We start from the raw sequence: 19643 nt of genomic DNA on the forward strand, positions 1-19643 counted from the left end.
TGTTTGCGCGACAGCATTCAGCCCTCGTGCCCCTGTTCAGATCTTCGCTCTGGATCAAACCCTGAACTGATTGATCAACCGGCGCTGTTGCTCGGCCAGTTTGGTCAGCTCGGCGCTGGCTTGGCTCGATTCGTCCGCGCCGCCGGCCACTTCGTTGGCGACCTGGCCGATGTTGATCACGTTGCGGTTGATGTCGTCGGCCACCGCGCTCTGTTCCTCGGCGGCACTGGCGATCTGGGTGTTCATGTCGTTGATCACCGACACGGCCTTGGTAATGCTTTCCAGGGCCTGAGCGGCTTCGGCAGCATGGCCCACGCTTTCGTCGGTCTTGCTCTGGCTGTCTTCCATGACCTTGACCACCTGCCGCGTGCCGTTCTGCAGCTGCTGGATCATGCTCTGGATTTCTTCGGTCGCCTGCTGGGTTTTCTGCGCCAGGTTGCGGACCTCGTCCGCCACCACGGCAAAGCCGCGACCCTGTTCGCCTGCACGAGCAGCCTCGATGGCCGCGTTCAGGGCCAGCAGGTTGGTCTGCTCGGCGATGCCGCGAATGGCGGTGAGGATGGCGTTGATGTTCTCGCTGTCCTTGGCCAGGGTCTGCACCACGCCCACGGCGCGGCCGATTTCCACCGCCAGTTCGCTGATGGAATTGGAGGTGTTGTGGACGATGCGCATGCCCTGATTCGCGGCGTCATCGGCATGGTTGGCGGCTTGTGCGGCCTGGGTCGCGTTACGCGCCACGTCCTGCGCGGTGGCGGTCATCTCGTGCACGGCGGTGGCCACCAGATCGATCTCGGCCATCTGCTTGTGCACGCCCTTGTTGGTGCGGATGGCGATGTCGGCGGTGTGTTCCGAGGAGTCGCTGACCTTCTGCACCGAGGTCACCACCTGGGTGATCATCGCCTGCAGCTTGCCCAGGAAGGTGTTGAAGCCGCTGGCAATCGAGCCCAGTTCGTCGGCGCGATCGCTGGTCAGGCGGCGCGTCAGGTCGCCTTCGCCCTTGGCGATGTCGTCGAGCATGGCGACCATCTGCTTGAGCGGGCGGGCGATGCCGCGGCCCACGAACCAGACGATCAACAAGCCCAGCGCGGCGATCAGCAGGCCGACGACGGTCATGCCGAAGATGTCGGTGTCGCGCTGATGGGCCAGGTCCTTCTGCAGCTTTTGCAGGTCGGCCATCACTGCGTCCACCGGCATGCGGATCATCAGGGTCCAGCGCGCGTCGGTGTCGCCGATGCCGAACGGCAGGTACAGCTCGATGTGGCCGTGCTCCTTGTCGATGTCGTAGCGCACTTCGCCTTTGGTGAGGTTCGCCAGATTGGCGACTTCGTTGGCATCCAGGATCTCGCTGGCTTTTTCGCCCAGCTTGGCGGTGTCTTTGGTGTAGGCCACCAGGCGGCCGTTGGTGGCGATCAGCGCCAGGTCGCCAGCGCCGTCGTAGAGTTTTTTGTCGGCATTTTCCAGCATGTCCTGAATGAAGTTCACCGACAGGTCGGCGCCGACGATGCCCTGGAATTTGCCATCGACCATGATCGGCTCGATGAACGAAGACAGCATGACCATCTTGTCGCCGACTTTGTATGGCGCCGGGTCAATCACACAGGCCTTGCGGGTCTCCCGGGAGCACAGGTAGTACTCGCTGGAGCGGATGCCGGTGGAGAGGATTTTCTGGTCTTCAAGGCTGGCGAGTTTTTCCAGATTGAACGAGCCGTCCGGCTTGCGGTACCACCAGGCCATGAAGCGGCCGTCCTTGGGGTCGACACCGGTGATCGGTGCTTCGGCGTAGGCCGCGTCGTTGTGATCCAGTGCGTTGGGTTCCCAACCGATGTAGGAACCCAGAATTTTCGGATTGCGCACCACGGTTTCGTGCAGCACGTTGAGCAGTTGCTCGCGCGCAACTTTCAGCAGCGGCTCGCCCTTGGCGTCCTTCATGCCTATCGTGGCGTTGGTGGTGGCCAGGCCCGCAGCCGTGTGCAGCGGCGCTTCGAGTTCGCGCTGGATTTCGCTGGCCTGGGTGCGGGCGATGGCGGTCAGGCGCTCTTGGATGGCTTGTTCGAATTGCGCGGTGGTGCGTTGCTCCACCAGTTCTTGCGTCCGCGCTCCGGAGAACAGGGCATAAAGAACGAGGGCGGCCACGACGCTGAGGACGATGGCACCGGCCAATGCGGCCACCGAAAACTGGATCGACTTGAACTTCATAGGGGCTCCGGACGTGGAATTACGCCTGAATGGGCTATCGCCCCGGCGCGGGTTTCCATGAGGTGGAATCCGACGAAGTGGCCGTTTTCGGCTGGTTTTGGTCGCTATTGGATATGTGGCTCGCATGCCCGGATTCATTGGGCCTCGAGCGTCCATAAAGGGAGACGATTTGTGTTTCAGGGTTGTTACGAATGAGAGGGCGCGAGCCTGCGAACTCAGATCTGTGGGAGCCGGGTTGCTGGCGAAATAGATCACCACCCTCTATCTATATGGCAAACCACTACCATCTGGTACTCGCGCGGCGTACCGCCTAGGATGGGCGCCATTGTTTCCAGGGAGATACAAAATGCGTAAGGCCTTTGCTCTTTGTGCACTCAGTGCGGCGCTGCTGGTTGCAGGCTGCCAGTCGGTCAATACCACCAGCGGCGATTCGGTGGGTGTCGAGCGCAAGCAGTACATGTTCAGCATGCTGTCGACCGATCAGGTCAATCAGATGTATGCCCAGTCCTATCAGCAGACCGTCAGCGAAGCCACGACCAAGGGTGTGCTCGACAACAGCAGCGCCGAGGCCAAGCGCGTGCAGAACGTTGCCAAGCGGTTGATTGCCCAAGCGCCGAAGCTGCGCCCCGATGCTGCGCAGTGGCAGTGGGAAGTGAACCTGATCAAGAGCGACGAGCTGAACGCCAACTGCGGTCCTGGCGGCAAGATCATCGTTTATAGCGGGTTGATCGACACGCTCAAGTTGAGCGACGACGAGCTGGCGGCGGTGATGGGCCATGAAATTGCCCACGCCCTGCGCGAGCATGGTCGCGAAGCCATGTCCAAGGCCTATGGCGTGCAGATGGCCAAGCAGGGCGCCGGAGCCTTGCTCGGGTTGGGGCAGGACAGCTTGGCGCTGGCCGATACGGTGGTCAATTACAGCCTGACCCTCCCTAATAGCCGGGCCAACGAAAACGAAGCAGACCTGATCGGCCTGGAACTGTCCGCCCGCGCGGGCTACAACCCCAATGCCGCGATCACCCTGTGGCAGAAGATGCAGGCCCAGGCCGGTGCGTCCCAGCCTGAGTTCATGAGCACCCACCCGGCATCGAGCAACCGGATCGCCTCGTTGCAGGCGGCGATTCCGAAGGTGATGCCGCTTTATGAGCAGGCCCCGAAATCCTGAGGTGATTCATACCTCATCCGGCCAACTCAGGACCCGTAGCAGCCGGGCTTGCCCGCGGGCGATCTCAAGGACGCTCCCGCCGGCAAGTCGTGCTGCTACGAGGGGGATGGTGTGATCGTTCCCCCGCAGAGTTGGGAAGCGATCAGTTTGCGCGGGATTAAACCCAGCCACTCACCTGCATCGCCTTGTACACCGCCACGATCGCCAGGATGAAGAACGCACCCGCCGCCAGGCGGCGAATCAGGGTCAGTGGCAGTTTTTCCGCCGCGAAGTTACCCGCCAGCACCACCGGAACATTGGCCAGCAGCATGCCCAGCGTCGTGCCCAGGATCACCAGCCACAGGTAGGAATACTGCGCCGCCAGCATCACCGTTGCGATCTGCGTCTTGTCGCCGATTTCTGCGAGGAAGAAGGCGATCAGCGTAGTCATGAACGGGCCGAACTTGCGCGCAGTGTTGGCTTCATCGTCGTCCATCTTGTCCGGAACCAGGGTCCAGAGCGCTGTCGCGGTAAAGCTTGCGGCAAGAATCCAGTGCAGCATGGCGTCGGAGAAGAAACTGCTGAACCAGGCACCCACAGCACCCGCCGCAGCGTGGTTCGCCAGCGTGGCCGCGACAATACCGGCGATGATCGGCCAGGGCTTGCGGAAGCGGGCTGCGAGGATAAGCGCGAGGAGTTGGGTCTTGTCACCGATTTCGGCCAGAGCGACGACGGCGGTGGGGACCAACAGGGATTCCAGCATCAGGATTTTCCTAAGGGGCGGGTCGACACGGCTATGACACGTACAGCCTACCCGCCCCGGGTCAGGATGTTCGTGTCATAGGTCTTGTCAAACCGCCGATCCGTCTGTGCGGATCTGGGGTCGCACGCACCATGGTCTGAGGACCAAGTATGTTGATGCGTACCATGCGAGCGTGGGGCTCGCGGGAGACTACTCCCCTAGGACGGAGCGGATTCTGCCTTCGCGATCCGCATTCGGCAAGCGCTAATTTTCACCCACGTTTTGCGCGGTAAATCCGAAAGCCCTGTCCTTCGGCCAGGATGGCACATACGCCAAGATGCTGCTCGATGATCGGCTGATAGCGCAGGAAGCTGTTCGCCACCAGGCGAAGTTCGCCACCTTTTTTCAGATGATCGCGGGATTTTCGCAGCAGAGTTTCCGTTGCGGCGTAGTCGGTATGCACGCCGGTGTGAAAGGGCGGATTGGTCAGAATGACGTCCAGATCTTTGGGCGCCGCATCGATGCCGTCACCGGTGATGATCTCACCCTCCATGCCGTTGGCGGCGAGGGTCAGGCGGCTACTGGCAGTGGCGAAGGCGTCGACATCCAGCAGCGTCAGTTGCATCCCTGAGTTGCGACGTTTGACCGCAGCCCCGAGCACGCCAGCACCGCAGCCGAAGTCCAGCAGGTGGCCAGTGGGCAGGTTGGCGATGTTCTCCAGCAACAGCGCCGAGCCGCGATCCAGACGGCCGTGGCTGAACACGCCGGGCAGGCTGACGATCTTCAGCGGTTCGCCGTCGAGCTCGATTTCAAAATGCTTGGCCAGGCTGCTCAGTTCGACCGGCTGTGGTGCGTTCTCCACCGTCACTTGCCAGAGCTGGCAATGGCGCGCGCTGTCGAGTTTGCGGGCGCGGCCCAATGGGCTCAACTGGCGGGCAGCGGCTTCGATCCCGCCGCGTTTTTCGCCGACCAGGAACAGTTCCTTGCCTGCCAGGCGGGACGCCAGCGCGTTGATCAGGTAATCGCTGAGGTCCCGCGCCTTGGGCAGGAACAGCACGGCGGCGTCGAAGCTGTCGGCGGGTGGTTCGGTACCGAAGTGCGTGCGCCCGGCGAAGCGTGCGTCCAGCGCCGCGAAGTCGCCCGCGTGCCAGCTCCAGCCACGGGCGTTGGACAAGGTCCCGAGCAGGTCGTCGGCGGGCAGACCGGTCAGCAGCAACGAGCCCTGAAACAGTTCGGCCTGACGGAGTAACACTTCACTGCGCGGGTCCATCTTCGGCTCCTGCAAAAAGCGCGGAGTTTAACAGGGATGCTTGATGATGGCGGCGCTGGATGGCTTTTGATTCTGGCCGCAGGCCGTGGGAGCCTGGCTTGCCGGCGATCTGACGCGCAGCGGCAGTGAACCCTGCCAACGCGGTGTGCCTGATTCAACCGCGTCGCGTAGTTTTGCTGCCGGTTCCCGGCAGATCGCTGGCAAGCCAAGCTCCCACGGCCTGCGGCCAGAAGCAGCGCTCAGCTGTTCAACTCACCACCCGCACCGGATTGCCGGCAAAGAACCCCCGGGCGTTTTCGTTGACCTGGCCGACGATACGCTGCCGCGCTTCCTGGCTGCCCCAGGCGCTGTGCGGGGTGATGATCAGGCGCGGGATGTCGCCGGACAGCAGCGGGTTGCCGTTGACCGGCGGCTCGACGGTCAGCACGTCGGTGGCCGCGCCGCCCAGATGGCCGTTGCGCAGGGCGTCGGCCAGCGCCTGTTCGTTGATCAGCCCGCCGCGCGCGGTGTTGACGATGAAGGCCTTGGGTTTGAGCAGGGCCAGTTCCTGGGCGCCGATCATGTCGCGGGTGTGCTCGTTGAGCGGGCAGTGCAGGGTCAGGGCGTCGACTTGCGGCAGCAGCTCATGCAGTGGCACGCGGTCCGGGCGGGCAGGGCGGCCCGGAATCTGGCCCAGCACGACGCGCATGCCGAATGCCTCGGCCAGCTTCGCTACTGCGCCGCCCAGTTCGCCATGGCCCAGCAGGCCGAGGGTCTTGCCTTCCAGCTCGACGATGGGGAAATCCAGCAGGCAAAACTGTTTCGACTTCTGCCACTGACCCTGATGAATTGCCTGCTGGTAGTCCGGCAGGCGCGTGGCCATCGCCAGCAACAGCATCAGCGTATGCTGGGCAACCGACGGCGTGCCGTAGCCCTGGCAGTTGCTGACCACCACGCCGTGTTTGCGCGCAGCCTCCAGGTCGACGTTGTTGACCCCGGTGGCGGTGACCAGAATCAGCTTGAGATCAGGACAGGCGGCGAACGTGGCGGCATCGATCAGGATCTTGTTGGAAATGGCCACCTGTGCGCCTTGCAGGCGTTCGATCACCTGATCCTGGGTGGTGCTGCTGTGCAGAACCAGTTCGCCGAAGGTTTCACGCCATGGGTCGAGGTCCAGGTCGCCGAGGTCCAGCGAGGTGTGATCCAGGAAAACTGCTCTGCTTTGACTCGACATCAGCTGTACCTTTCGTTCGATGAATGGGGGGCGTAATGTGACGAGCCTACCAGAGCCTGCCGCTCGTAAAAACGCCTGGAGCCCCCGATGTACTGGACAGAATTTCTCACCGTTGCGCTGATTCACCTGCTCGCCGTCGCCAGCCCCGGCCCGGACTTTGCCGTAGTGGTGCGCGAGAGCGTGACCCATGGCCGCAAGGCCGGTACGTACACCGCGATGGGCGTGGGGACCGCGATTTTCCTGCACGTCGGCTATTCGCTGCTGGGCATCGGCCTGATCGTTTCGCAGTCCATCGTGCTGTTCAATACGCTGAAATGGGCGGCGGCGGCGTACCTGCTGTACATCGGTGTCAAGGCGCTGCGCGCCAAGCCTGCGGGCGCTTCGGATGCGCCGGTGGACATCGCCAAGGGCGAGCGCACCGCCAAGGGCGCATATGTGGCCGGTTTCGTGACCAACGGCCTGAACCCCAAGGCCACGCTGTTCTTCCTGTCGCTGTTCACCGTGGTGATCAACCCGCACACGCCGCTGCTGGTGCAGGCCGGTTACGGGGTTTACCTGGCGCTCGCGACCGGCATCTGGTTCTGCCTGGTGGCGCGCCTGTTCAGCCAGCCGCGCGTACGCGCAGGTTTCGCCCGCATGGGCCACTGGTTCGACCGCGCGATGGGTGGTGTGCTGGTGGCGTTGGGGGTGAAATTGGCGTTTACCCAAGCCAGTTGATAAAGCCACAAATCGTAGGAGCGCGCTTGCCCGCGACGGGGTCGTGTCAGACAAAATATTCGTCATAGACACACCGCAATCGCGGGCAAGCGCGCTCCTACAAGCTGATCCGCGGTGACTTCAATGCCCCCAGATACTCCCGCGGGCTTTCGCCCAGCAAGCGGCTGAACATCGCGCTGAACGCCCGGGCGCTGCCGTAGCCCAGATCGTTCGCCACCCGCTGCACGCTTTCGCCATCGAGCAATCTTGGCAGCGCCTCCATCAAGCGCACCTGCTGACGCCACCCGTTGAAACTCAGGCCCAGTTCCTGGCTGAACAGGCGCGTCAGCGTGCGTGAACTTGCGCCCACTGCCTGCGCCCAATCCTCCAGCGTGTTGCCATGATCAGGGCGCTGCAGCAGCGCCATACAGATGTTCTGCAGGCGCCGGTCCCGAGGCATGGGGATGTGCAATGGCAGGTTTTCCAGCGTCGCGACCTCTTCGAGCATCAAGCGCTGGATCAGCGGATTGGCCGCATGCCCCTCGCTCTGGGTCGCTCGCACGATCAACTCGCGAAGCAGCGGCGTGACCGCCAGCACACAGCAGTCACTCAGGCCCGGCGGGCAATGTTCGGCGACCACAAATAACGAGCGCATCTGCACCGGGCCCGACATGAAAATCTCGTGCTCGACCATGGGCGGTATCCACACCGCGCGGCTGGGCGGAATCACCCAGGCACCCTTGTCGGTGATCAGCCGCATCACGCCGCTGACCGCATACAACAATTGCGCCTCGGCATGCAGGTGCCGGGGTTGGTGGGCGCCGTCGGGATAATCCCTGGGATGGGCGGTGACAGGGTGATGACTGAGCAGGCTGATCAACATGGCGGATTCGATGACTTAAGTGTCCCAAATGCGGTTTGTCGCCAACTTAGCATGGGTTCCCATCATCACCGCAAGCCCAGGAAGCGCTGCCATGCCTCAGACCCGAGCCAACTCACCCCAACGGGTGATCCACTTCATCAACGCCGCCCACGTCATCGACCACATGTTCATGCTGATTTTCCCGGCCGCCGTGCTGGGCATGACTCACGCGTTTGCGCTGGACTACGCGCAACTGATCGGCCTGTCGCTGGGCGGCTTCATCGCCTTTGGCGCCTGTTCGCTACCGGCCGGGTGGCTGGGGGATCGCTGGAGTCGGCGGCACATGATGCTGGTGTTTTTCTTCGGGATTGGCGCAGCATCGATTCTCACGGGGCTGAGCACCAGCACCACGATGCTCGCCGTGAGCATGACACTGGTGGGCGTGTTCGCCGCCATTTATCACCCGGTGGGCACGGCGATGCTGGTGGCCTACGCGCAGAATCGCGGGCGCGAAATCGGTGTGAATGGCATGTGGGGCAACTTGGGCGTGGCGTTTTCGGCGCTGCTGACCGGGTTTCTGGTGGCGCAGTTCGGCTGGCGCTCGGCGTTCATTCTGCCTGGCGCGGTGTCGATTCTGATCGGGCTCTTCTTCGCCTGGCAGGTCAAGGATGAACCCATCCCGGCGCGCCCGCACACGGCACCCAAGGGCAAGACCGGCCAGCGCATTTCCATGACCATGGTCTTCAGCGTACTGGCGATCGCCACGGCCACCGGCGGCGTGGTGTTCAACGCCACCACCATGACCTACCCGAAACTGTTTCAGGATCGCCTGCATGACCTGTTCGCCTCGCCGCAGACCCTCGGCCTGGTCATCAGCCTGGCCTACGCCTTCGGCGCCGTCGCGCAGCTGACCATCGGCCGCTTTCTCGACCGTTTCAGCCTCAAGTGGCCGTTCGTGATCCTGACTGTTGCCCAGGCGCCGTTTCTGTTCGCGATGGCCTACGTCGACAGCTGGCCGGTGATCGTGCTCGGCGCGGCGTTCATGTTCGTGGTGTTCGGCCAGGTGACGGTCAACGATGCGATGGTCGCCAACTTCGTCGCACCGCAATGGCAATCCCGGGTGTTCGCGCTGCGTTACTTTCTGTCGTTCGGCGCCAGCGCCACGGCGATTCCGCTGATTGCCTTCGTCGAGCCGCGCCAAGGGCTGACGGGCCTGTATGTGATCCTCGCCGGGTTCGCCGCGCTGACCTTCGCCGCTGCGCTGATTTTCCCTCGCACTCCAGCGCAAAGCCCCGTGGCAAAGCTCGCGTAAGGCTGTTTTGCCCTTTCAAATGGCGCAATGCCTGTATGGTCGCTCGTCACCCGAATCATCCCTTTGGCTGATTTGGCTGGCGAGCGAAGGCTCTAGAGTGCATATTTTCGGCTCCGCCAATGCATCTTGAAAAGGGATTCCTATGCTGCAGACACGCGTGATTGCGCCAGCTGATGGCGCGTACCAGTACCCTCTGTTGATCAAACGCTTGCTGATGTCGGGCAGCCGCTATGAAAAAACGCGGGAAATCGTCTACCGGGACCAATCACGCTATTCGTATCTGACGCTCAACGAGCGTATCTGCAGACTTGCGAATGTGCTGACCGAGGCGGGAGTGAAAGCGGGCGATACGGTGGCAGTCATGGATTGGGACAGCCATCGCTATCTGGAATGCATGTTTGCCATTCCCATGATCGGCGCGGTGATTCACACCATCAACGTGCGCCTTTCTCCAGACCAGATCCTGTTCACCATGAACCACGCCGAAGACAAGTTCGTGCTGGTCAACAGCGAGTTCGTGCCGCTGTACAACTGCTTCGCCGACAAGCTCACCACCGTCGAGAAGACGCTGCTCCTTACCGACACCCCGGAAAAAACCGCCGAACTGCCGAACCTGGTGGGGGAGTACGAGACCCTGCTGGCGGGCGCGAGCGCGACCTATCACTTCGAGGATTTCGACGAAAACTCGGTGGCGACCACCTTCTACACCACCGGCACTACGGGCAATCCGAAGGGCGTGTATTTCACCCATCGGCAGCTGGTGCTGCACACCATGGCCGTGGCCACGATCATGGGCAGCGTCGAGGGGCTGCTGGGCACCGACAAGGTCTACATGCCGATCACCCCGATGTTCCACGTGCATGCCTGGGGCGTGCCCTACGCCGCCACCATGCTGGGGGTGAAGCAGGTTTATCCCGGCCGTTACGACCCGGAACTGCTGGTGCAGTTGTGGCGCGACGAGCAGGTCAGTTTCTCCCACTGCGTACCGACCATCATGCAAATGGTGCTCAACGCCAAGGCCGCCAAGGACGTCGACTTCACCGGCTGGAACATCATCATCGGCGGCAGCTCGCTCAACCGCTCGCTGTATGAGGCGGCCAAAGCCAAGGGCATTCAGCTGACGGCGGCCTATGGCATGTCCGAAACCGGGCCGCTGGTTTCGGTGGCTCACCTGAACGACGAACTGATGGCGGGCAGCGAAGACGAACGCACCACCTACCGGATCAAGGCCGGTGCGCCGGGGGTGCTGGTCGAAGCCGAGATCGTCGACAGTGAAGGCAACTTCCTGCCCCATGACGGCGAAACCCAGGGCGAACTGGTGCTGCGCGCGCCGTGGCTGACCGAGGGTTACTACCGCGAGCTGCAGAAGGGCGCCGAGCTGTGGGCCGGTGGCTGGCTGCACACGGGGGACGTCGCCACGCTGGACAGCATGGGCGGCATCGACATTCGCGACCGCATCAAGGACGTGATCAAGACCGGCGGCGAGTGGGTGTCATCGCTGGAGCTGGAAGACCTGTGCAGTCGCCATCCCGGCGTACGTGAGGTGGCGGTGGTCGGCATTGCCGATCCGCAGTGGGGCGAGCGGCCGTTTGCGCTGCTGGTCGCGCGGGAAGGCCACGCCATCGATGCCAAGGCTTTGAAGGAACATCTCAAGCCTTTCGTGGAACAGGGGCACATTAACAAGTGGGCGATTCCGAGCCAGATCGCCCTTGTTACCGAAATTCCCAAGACCAGCGTCGGCAAGCTCGACAAGAAGCGAATCCGCCTGGACATCCTCGAATGGCAGAGCACTAACAGCGCCTTTCTCTCGACCCTCTGAGTCGTCTTTTCGCACGCGCATTGTCACGACGCCAGTCGTGGCAATGTGTCGTGAACGTGTCTGGCTTGCGTCTGCCTTGCCAAATTTCGAAATTCAGCCATCCTCCCTCTGCCTCGCCCAAGGGTGCGCCGCAATCGGCGGGCCAGAGGCTCTGATCGTGCAAATCACACTTTAGAGGGATCAAGTGCCAGTACGTGCTGGCTATAGTCGGCTGTAGGTACACACCGGAGAAAAAATGCTTTTTCGTTTCGCGGCTTTACATGGGCCGCCCGAAAAGTGTTGCTGCCCAAGACACTGAGGACCAGTGAACTCGAGTCGTTTGGGCAAGTACCCACTGCCATAAAAATAAAGCACATGGAGTAGCGTCGATGACATCTGCAAACCTGTTCTGGCGCCGGGCGAAACTGCCTCTGGCCGTCAGCCTCGCTTCTACGCTCGCCGGTCCTGCATTCGGCGTCAGTTTCAACATCGGGGAAATCGAAGGCAATTTCGACTCGTCGCTCTCCATCGGCGCCAGCTGGTCGACTGCCAAGCCCAACAAGGACCTGATCGGCGTAAACAACGGCGGCCGGGGTTTGTCCCAGACGTCCGACGATGGGCACTTGAACTTCAAGCGCGGCGAGACGTTCTCGAAGATCTTCAAGGGTATCCATGATCTTGAATTGAAGTACGGGGACACCGGCGTTTTCCTGCGGGGCAAGTACTGGTATGACTTTGAACTCAAGGACGAAAATCGCGAGTTCAAGGACATCAGCGACTCAGGCCGCAAAGAAGGCGCCAAATCCTCGGGTTTCCAGTTGCTCGATGCGTTCGTTTATCACAACTACTCCATCGCCGATGAGCCGGGCTCCGTGCGCTTCGGTAAACAGGTCGTCAGCTGGGGTGAAAGTACCTTCATCGGTGGCGGCATCAACAGCATCAACCCTATCGACGTTTCGGCGTTTCGCCGTCCCGGGTCGGAAATCAAGGAAGGCCTGATTCCGGTCAACATGTTCTACATCTCCCAGAGCCTGACCGAGAACCTGTCGGCCGAGGCGTTCTATCAGTTGGAGTGGGACCAGACTGTCGTCGACAACTGCGGCACCTTTTTCTCGCAGCCAGATGTCATCGCTGACGGTTGCAGCAACAACCTGCGTGTTCTGAACAAGCGCTCGACCATTCCGGCTGCCGCTTTGCCAACCCTTACCGCGCTTGGCGTGGACGTGAACCAGGAAGGCGTGCTTGTGCGTCGTGGTCCGGACCGTGATGCGCGCGACAGCGGCCAGTTCGGCGTGGCGATGCACTACAACTTCGAACCGCTGGACACCGAGTTCGGCGCGTATTTCATGAACTACCACAGCCGCAACCCGATCTTCAGTGCCCAGGGTGCGGCGGCTTCGGCCTACACCCGTCCGCTGGGGCCGCTGGCAGCGTTGCGTCCGCTGATCGTGGCGGGCAGCTCCAACTACTTCGTCGAGTACCCGGAAGACATTCGTCTGTACGGCCTGAGCTTCTCGACCACGTTGCCCACCGGTACGGCGTGGAGTGGTGAACTGAGCTATCGCCCTAATGCGCCTGTGCAGTTGAGCACCACCGATATTCTGTTTGCCGGTGTGACGCCGATCCCGGGCTTCTCCAACGCCTCTGTGCTGACCGGCACGCCAGGCCAGGATCTGCACGGCTACAACCGCAAGGAGATCACCCAGTTCCAGACCACCTTCACTCACTTCTTCGATCAGGTCATGGGCGCCAGCCGCATGACGACCGTCGCTGAAGTCGGTGTCACTCACGTCGGTGGGCTGGAGAGCAAATCCGATGCGCGCTACGGTCGTGATCCGGTGTTCGGCCCGGGTGCGTTGCCGAACAACTTCTGCAACATCCTCAACAACTCGACTGCGCAAGGTGGCGGCCTGGCCAATGCGGCCGGTCTGAACACCAACTGCAACAACGATGGTTACACCACCGCGACCTCTTGGGGTTATCGCGCTCGCGCCATCTGGGATTACAACAACGTCTTTGCCGGTGTGAACCTCAAGCCGAGTGTGGCCTGGTCCCACGACGTCAAAGGTTATTCGCCAGGCCCTGGCGGCAACTTCGAGGAAGGTCGCAAGGCCGTCAGCCTGGGCGTGGAAGCGGAGTACCAGAACACCTACACCGCCAACCTTTCCTACACCAACTTCTTCGGCGGCGATTTCAGCACCGTGGATGACCGTGACTTCGTGGCCCTCAGCTTCGGCATGAACTTCTAAGGACGTTTTATGAACATGAAAATCACCAAGGGTCTGTTGCCTGTCGCCTTGCTGGGGCTGTCGATGCTGGCCACCAGCGTCATGGCTGCCGTCTCTGCCGACGAAGCCGCCAAACTGGGCGCCAGCCTGACGCCGATGGGCGCGGAAAAAGCCGGTAACGCCGACAACTCGATTTCCGCCTGGACGCCGATCGCCACCAACGCCGGCGCAGTCGATGACAAGGGCTTCCTGGCCAACCCGTACGCCAGTGAAAAACCGTTGTTTACCATCACCGCGCAGAACGTGGAGCAGTACAAGAACAAGCTGGCGCCGGGTCAATACGCGATGTTCAAGCGTTACCCCGACACCTTCAAGATGCCGGTCTACCCGACCCATCGCGGGGCGACCGTGCCGGCTGACGTGTTCGCGGCCATCAAGCGCAACGCCACCAATACCAAGCTGGTCGCGGGCGGCAACGGCCTGGAGAACTTCGAGACCGCCGTGCCGTTCCCGATTCCCAAGGATGGCCTTGAGGTGATCTGGAACCACATCACCCGTTATCGCGGCGGCAGTGTGCAGCGTCTGGTGACCCAGGCCACGCCGCAGACCAACGGCTCGTTCAACCCGGTGTACTTCCACGACGAGTTCGTGTTCCGCGACAAGATGAAGGATTTCGATCCGAAGAATCCGGGCAACATCCTGTTCTACTTCAAGCAGGAAGTGACCGCGCCGGCGCGTCTGGCCGGTTCCGTGCTGCTGGTGCACGAAACCCTCGACCAGGTGAAGGAGCCGCGTGCGGCGTGGGTCTACAACGCCGGGCAACGTCGCGTGCGTCGCGCTCCGCAGGTGTCCTACGATGGCCCGGGTACGGCAGCGGACGGCCTGCGCACTTCCGACAACCTGGACATGTACAACGGTGCACCGGATCGTTATGACTGGAAACTGATCGGCAAGCAGGAGATGTACATCGCGTCCAACAGCTACAAGCTCGACGACCCGAAACTCAAGTACACCGACATCATCAAGGCCGGCCACATCAACCAGGATCTGGCCCGCTACGAGCTGCGCCGGGTCTGGCACGTGACCGCGACCCTCAAGGAAGGCCAGCGCCACATCTACGCCAAGCGTGACTTCTTCATCGACGAGGACACCTGGCAGGCGGCGGTGATCGACCACTACGACGGCCGTGGCCAACTGTGGCGCGTGGCCGAGGCCCACGGCGAGAACTACTACGACAAGCAAGTGCCGTGGTACGCCCTGGAAGCCCTGTACGACCTGCAATCGGGCCGCTACCTGGCGCTGGGTATGAAGAACGAAGAGAAGCGTGCCTACGACTTCGGCTTCACCGCCTCGATCAGCGACTTCCAGCCCAACGCCCTGCGCCAGGAAGGGGTGCGTTGAGTCTGAGCTGAATTGGCGCAGAGCTGCCTTGTTGATCACAGCTGCAAGAGCACCGTTGTCCTGCGCCGCCTTACCCTATGGTTGAACCCCATAGCCGCAAGAAGAAAACGCCCCGATTCGTCGGGGTGTTTTTTGTGGTGACCTCTGCTCCGCGATCCCTCCTCAAACATATAAAGCAACATTCGCACTGTTGATTGGATATGTTTTCTTACAGTCTTTCGTCGAACTTTCTTCAAAACACCCTGCTGAGCCGCTAGTCTCCGGATCATCTGAACGCCGAATAACAAGCATCTCAACAAGAGCCGGCCATGACTGATCTGTCGCGTTTGCAGGGATTCGCAAATCACGCAGTCACTGCGTTGGAAGGACGTTTCTTCCGCCCACCCTTGCCCGAAGGCTATGTGCCAAGGCCCAGGCTTTGCGAGCGCTTGAGCGCCGGTCTGTCGGGGCGGCTGCTGCTGGTCAGTGCGCCGGCGGGTTTCGGCAAGAGTTCGCTGGCGGTGGAGTTCTGCCAGAGCCTGCCCGGCCAATGGCAGAACCTGTGGCTGGGTTTGAGCCAGCGCGACAGCGATCCGGGGCGCTTCCTCGAACGTCTGCTGTCCGGCCTTCAGCAATTCTTTCCGCAATTGGGCAACCAGGCGCTGGGCCTGCTGAAAATGCGTCAGCGCCATCAGCCATTTGCCTTCGAAGAATGGCTCGACGGTTTACTCGATGAGCTGGCGATGCACCTGATGCTGAGCGAGCCGCTGTTGCTGGTGCTCGACGACTATCATCTGGTGCAGGGCCCTGTTCTGGACCGCTGCCTGCAATTTCTCCTCAATCATTTGCCTGCGGGCATGATCGTCATGGTCACCAGCCGCCAGCGACCTGACTGGCATCTGGCGCGGCTGCGTCTTTCCCGGCAATTGTTGGAGCTTTCCGAACAGGATTTGCGCCTGACTCATGACGAGTCTCTGGCGGTGCTGGATCAGCACAGTAATTCGCTGAGTGAGGACGCGCTGCACGCGCTATTGCAACGCAGCGAAGGCTGGGTGGCGGGGCTGCGCTTCTGGCAGTTGGCGGCGAACGAGGCGGGCAGCAACGCCTTGACCCAAGGCTTCAACGGGGCAGAAGGGCTGATCCGCGATTACCTGCTCGAAGAGGTCATCGACAGTCTGCCCGCCGATGTGCAGGCCTTCCTTTATGAAACGGCGTGCCTGGAGAAATTCTGCAGCGCCCTGTGCGACGCCGCCCGCGACAGCCACGACAGCGCCCAGATGCTCGCCTTCCTGCAGGCCCATCAGGTGTTTCTGGTGCCGCTGGACGAGAGCGGGCTGTGGTTCCGTTATCACCATCTGTTTTCCGATCTGCTGCGGGCGCGCGCCGGCAGCAATGTCGCGCCGGGGCAACGCCGCCTGCACTTGAACGCCTGCCGCTGGTTCAGCGAACAGGGCCTGCTCGATGAAGCCATCGAGCAGGCCCTGCGCGCCGGGCATCTGGATGTGGCGGCCAATCTGGTGCAGAACCTGTCCGAGGAGCAACTGCTGGCCGAGCAGAACGTCGGCATGCTGCTGCGCTGGAAAATGGACTTGCCCGACAGCCTGCTGGTCAGCACGCCGCGGCTGATCGTGCTGTATGCCTGGGCGCTGGGGCTGGCCTGCCAGCTGGATGCCGCCGAAGAACTGGGCAATCACCTGAGCCGCTTCTTGCCGGCGCCTTCGGCCACGGCGCAGAAATCCATGCTGGCGCAGTGGTTGGCCCTCAGCGGGATCATCGCTCGCGGCCGTGGTGACAGCGCAACCGCGCACCTTTATTGCAGCGAGGCGCTGGCGAGCCTGCCGCAGAAACGCTACGGCCAGCGGCTGATGTGCCTGTCGACCCTGGCCAACCTGGCGATTGCCGAGGGCGATCTGTGGCGTGCCCGGGCGCGCAATCGCGAAGCGCTGGAACTGGCGCAGCGGGTCGCCAATCCGCTGTTCGAAGCGCTGGCCCATTACGACCGAGCGCGCACCTTGCAGGCCCGGGGCGAGGCGTTGCGCGCGCTGGAGGAAGTGCGCCAAGGGCTCAAGCGCTTGAGCGGCCTGTCGTCCCAGCGCCTCTACGCGGTGCGCGCCCGGCTGACGCTGTACGAAGGCTACTTGCTCGCCCAGCGCCTGCAACCGGCGGCCGGGCGTGAGCGTTTGAACGCCGGCCTTGCCGAAGCCCGCGCCTGTCGCGACATCAGCGTGCTGATCGGCCATTGCGTGATTGCCGGGCTCGAAGGCCGGGAAGGGCGCTTCGCCGAAGCCTTCGCCGAGCTGGCCGAGGCCGAACGCCTGATGCACATCTGGGACGTGCCGCCGGTGTATTACCTGGCGATGATCACCCTGGCCAAATGTGAGTTGTGGCTGACCCAGGGCCGTATCGACCTGGCCGACGCCTGGCTGCTGCGCCTGGGCCAGACCTACGGCGGCGAACATCCTGCCGCCGCGCCCGAATGCCTGCCGCAAATGCCGCAACACATCGAATTGCTGCGCGCCGTGCTCGACCGGATTCAGGGCCGCTCCGAGCAATCGGCGCAACGCCTTACTCAACTGGAAGACCATGCCCGACAAGCCGGCGCTGGCGTGATCGCGCTGCACGCCCTGAGCCAGCACATCCTGCTGGCGCTGGAGTCATCGAACCGCACCCTCGCGCAAAGCCTGCTCGAACGCGCCCTGCAAGCCGCAACCGGCGGCGCGATCCTGCCGCTGCTTGGCGTCATTGGCCAGCACCCGGACTGGCTGCGCGAGCAGTTGCTCAAGCGCCCACGGTGCCGGCTGGTCAGCTACCTGCTCGATCAACTGCCCCCGGGCACCGGCGCCGATCTGCCCTGCGCGCGGGAAGCCACGGAACCGAGCGCCTGCACGGGCACCGCAACCGACGCCCTCAGCGCCCGCGAACTGGGCGTCCTGCAACTCATCGCCCAAGGCTGCTCGAACCAGGAAATCAGCGACCGCCTGTTCATCTCCCTGCACACCGTCAAGACCCACGCCAGCCATATCAACAGCAAGCTCGGCGTCGAACGCAGGACCCAGGCCGTGGCCCGGGCGCAGGAGTTAGGATTGTTGGGGTGAGATGGGATCGGCATTAAAATGCTGATTTTTTAACGCTTGGCGGATTTTTCGGCATTAAATTGCCTTTTTGCCTCGATGGGACTATTTTTTAGGCATTAAATTGCCGAGTCCCGCCTATGTTGCTCACCTTACAGCTGTATGCCGAAAGCGCGTGGCGGGACGTGATGCGTCTGGAGTTCGAAGATCCGCAACTGGGACAGAACAGCCCCTGCAGTTTCGGGTATGAACAGAACTATCTGATCGATAACCTCCCGGCACTTGGCTGCACGACCGCCCAATCGGTCAGCGCCAGGATTCCCCTGTCATGGGATCTGCAGCGAACAGCGACCATGCCTGCCTTTTTGCTGGACATCCTTCCGGCCGGGGCGGCTCGCCGATTCTTGTTGGCGAGGTTGGCCATCCCTGAAGGCGAGAATACCGCGGCGGATCTGACCCTGCTTCAACGCTGCACCCCCGCGCCTGTAGGGCATCTTCGGATCAAGGAATCCTTCGAACGGTTGGGCAGTGCAGACAGCATCGGCTTTGAACGCGCCGAGGTCATCGCTCGCGACAGTCGTTTCCTCGAATACGCTTACGAGCAAGGCGCTGCGGTCGGTGGTGCAACCGGCGCCGGGGGCGAGGCGCCGAAACTGTTGCTTGCAGAAGATGCCGGCGGACTGCTGCATCCTGACGCAACGCTTGCGGATGAACAGGTGCGCCAGCACTGGTTCATCAAGTTTTCCCGCAACCGGGGCAATGAAACCGATCGCACTATTTTGAGAAGCGAGTTCTGTTACTACCAGGCGCTGGAGAAGATCGGGATCGATACGGTTTCTTGCGAGGGGATGGCGCTGGAGGAAGCACGCAAACCGAGCCTGTGGATGAAGCGCTTTGATCGCAAGGTGACGGAGTCCGGGGTGGAGCGGTTGGCCGTCGAGTCTGTTTATTCGCTTGCGCAGGTCACCCGCCCGGGCAGTTACATGTCCCATGTCGAGGCGGTGAACGTTCTGGCCGACGCCTGGGCAGCCAATGGGCAGCAGCAGGACACGCCTCGAATGGTCGCCGAGTATCTGCGCCGCGACCTGATCAACCAGATTCTTGGCAACAGCGACAACCACGGGCGCAATACGTCGATTGTGCGCGACTGGCAACGCCTGGCCTTGGCGCCCATCTACGATCTGGCGCCGATGGTCATGGACGAAGAGGGGATCACCCGCACGACCAAATGGCCGGAGCCTGTCGAGCGCGCGGGTGAAGTCGACTGGCGAGCCGCTTGCCAATCCCTCGCCGCCTGGGCAGATGCCGATCAGTTGTTCGAAGGGCTGAGGGAGGATGCTCGGCGCTTTCTCGCGTTGCCCGATCTGCTGAGTGAAATCGGCCTGCCACAGCAGACATTCAGGCATCCGCGCATTGCCCTGTCCCGTCTGGACTCGACGCTGAAAACGTGGGGGCTGCTATGAACGACGAACTGCGCCAGCGAGGCATCATCCTCGATGAGTTACGCACCCGTTTGGCCGACGGCTCGATCAGCGTCGGTGCCGCAGTGAAACGGCTGCGCAGCGAAATCACCGGCTTGCGGCAAGAGCAATTTGCCCAGATGTGCAAGATTTCGCTGCGCACCTTGCGCCAGATCGAACAGGACGAAGGCAACCCGACCATCAATACGCTGAACGCCGTCTTCAAACCCTTCGGCATGCGCGTGGGGATCGTGCCGATGGGCCGTTGAAC

14 protein-coding genes, 1 pseudogene and 1 riboswitch are annotated in these 19643 nt (G+C 62.1%); of the genes and pseudogenes, 9 read left to right on the plus strand and 6 right to left on the minus strand.

Features of this window, described 5'->3' with window-relative positions:
• Positions 1–54: 54 nt before the first annotated feature.
• Together AC1MEK_RS19750 and AC1MEK_RS19755 are read right to left on the minus strand one after the other, a co-directional pair.
• A complete protein-coding gene (locus AC1MEK_RS19750) occupies positions 55–897 on the minus strand; it encodes a methyl-accepting chemotaxis protein (RefSeq protein WP_480398097.1) in 843 nt (280 codons plus the stop codon).
• A gap of 12 nt (positions 898–909) precedes the next feature.
• Positions 910–2352 (minus strand): annotated as a pseudogene (locus AC1MEK_RS19755) (methyl-accepting chemotaxis protein); the annotation flags it as partial.
• A 190-nt stretch (positions 2353–2542) separates the two neighbouring features.
• On the opposite strand from AC1MEK_RS19755, the gene AC1MEK_RS19760 reads away from it, so the two are divergent.
• The gene (locus AC1MEK_RS19760) at positions 2543–3361 is read left to right on the plus strand and encodes a M48 family metallopeptidase (protein ID WP_480397956.1); all 819 of its coding nucleotides are present in this window, start codon (positions 2543–2545) and stop codon (positions 3359–3361) included.
• A gap of 157 nt (positions 3362–3518) precedes the next feature.
• Here the strand turns inward: AC1MEK_RS19760 and AC1MEK_RS19765 are convergent, their stop codons facing one another.
• The 3 genes from AC1MEK_RS19765 to AC1MEK_RS19775 form a co-directional block, all read right to left on the minus strand.
• Positions 3519–4103, minus strand: coding sequence for a TMEM165/GDT1 family protein (locus tag AC1MEK_RS19765; RefSeq protein ID WP_404633905.1), 585 nt, complete (start codon positions 4101–4103; stop codon positions 3519–3521).
• An 89-nt stretch (positions 4104–4192) separates the two neighbouring features.
• Positions 4193–4314: riboswitch (yybP-ykoY riboswitch) on the minus strand.
• Positions 4315–4353: 39 nt separating this feature from the next.
• The gene (locus AC1MEK_RS19770; RefSeq protein WP_480397957.1) at positions 4354–5352 is read right to left on the minus strand and encodes a methyltransferase; all 999 of its coding nucleotides are present in this window, start codon (positions 5350–5352) and stop codon (positions 4354–4356) included.
• A 247-nt stretch (positions 5353–5599) separates the two neighbouring features.
• Entirely contained in the window at positions 5600–6565 is a 966-nt protein-coding gene (locus AC1MEK_RS19775) for a 2-hydroxyacid dehydrogenase (RefSeq protein WP_480397958.1), read from the minus strand.
• An 87-nt stretch (positions 6566–6652) separates the two neighbouring features.
• On the opposite strand from AC1MEK_RS19775, the gene AC1MEK_RS19780 reads away from it, so the two are divergent.
• Entirely contained in the window at positions 6653–7282 is a 630-nt protein-coding gene (locus tag AC1MEK_RS19780; RefSeq protein ID WP_480397959.1) for a LysE family translocator, read from the plus strand.
• 97 nt (positions 7283–7379) lie between these two features.
• On the opposite strand, the gene AC1MEK_RS19785 is transcribed toward AC1MEK_RS19780, so the two are convergent.
• Positions 7380–8144 carry an AraC family transcriptional regulator gene (locus AC1MEK_RS19785; RefSeq protein ID WP_480397960.1) on the minus strand — a complete coding sequence of 255 codons (765 nt, stop codon included), beginning with the start codon at positions 8142–8144 and terminating at the stop codon, positions 7380–7382.
• Between the two features lie 91 nt (positions 8145–8235).
• Here AC1MEK_RS19785 and AC1MEK_RS19790 point away from each other — a divergent pair, with 91 nt between their 5' ends.
• The 7 genes from AC1MEK_RS19790 to AC1MEK_RS19820 all read left to right on the plus strand — a co-directional run bounded on the left by AC1MEK_RS19790 (position 8236) and on the right by AC1MEK_RS19820 (position 19641).
• The gene (locus AC1MEK_RS19790; protein WP_480397961.1) at positions 8236–9435 is read left to right on the plus strand and encodes an MFS transporter; all 1200 of its coding nucleotides are present in this window, start codon (positions 8236–8238) and stop codon (positions 9433–9435) included.
• 142 nt (positions 9436–9577) lie between these two features.
• Entirely contained in the window at positions 9578–11254 is a 1677-nt protein-coding gene (locus tag AC1MEK_RS19795; protein ID WP_480397962.1) for a fatty acid--CoA ligase, read from the plus strand.
• Positions 11255–11622: 368 nt separating this feature from the next.
• Positions 11623–13482, plus strand: coding sequence for a DUF1302 domain-containing protein (locus AC1MEK_RS19800; protein ID WP_480397963.1), 1860 nt, complete (start codon positions 11623–11625; stop codon positions 13480–13482).
• Positions 13483–13497: 15 nt separating this feature from the next.
• Positions 13498–14862: a DUF1329 domain-containing protein gene (locus AC1MEK_RS19805; protein ID WP_480398098.1), complete on the plus strand. Its 1365-nt coding sequence runs from the start codon at positions 13498–13500 to the stop codon at positions 14860–14862.
• A 308-nt stretch (positions 14863–15170) separates the two neighbouring features.
• Entirely contained in the window at positions 15171–17936 is a 2766-nt protein-coding gene (locus AC1MEK_RS19810; RefSeq protein ID WP_480397964.1) for a winged helix-turn-helix domain-containing protein, read from the plus strand.
• A gap of 116 nt (positions 17937–18052) precedes the next feature.
• The gene (locus tag AC1MEK_RS19815) at positions 18053–19375 is read left to right on the plus strand and encodes a type II toxin-antitoxin system HipA family toxin (protein ID WP_480397965.1); all 1323 of its coding nucleotides are present in this window, start codon (positions 18053–18055) and stop codon (positions 19373–19375) included.
• Positions 19372–19641, plus strand: a complete 270-nt coding sequence (locus tag AC1MEK_RS19820; protein ID WP_480397966.1) for a helix-turn-helix domain-containing protein — start codon at positions 19372–19374, stop codon at positions 19639–19641. Before AC1MEK_RS19815 ends, AC1MEK_RS19820 begins: the two co-directional genes overlap by 4 nt.
• The last annotated feature ends 2 nt before the right edge of the window (positions 19642–19643 follow it).

It is taken from the genome of Pseudomonas sp. 2 (assembly GCF_056627435.1).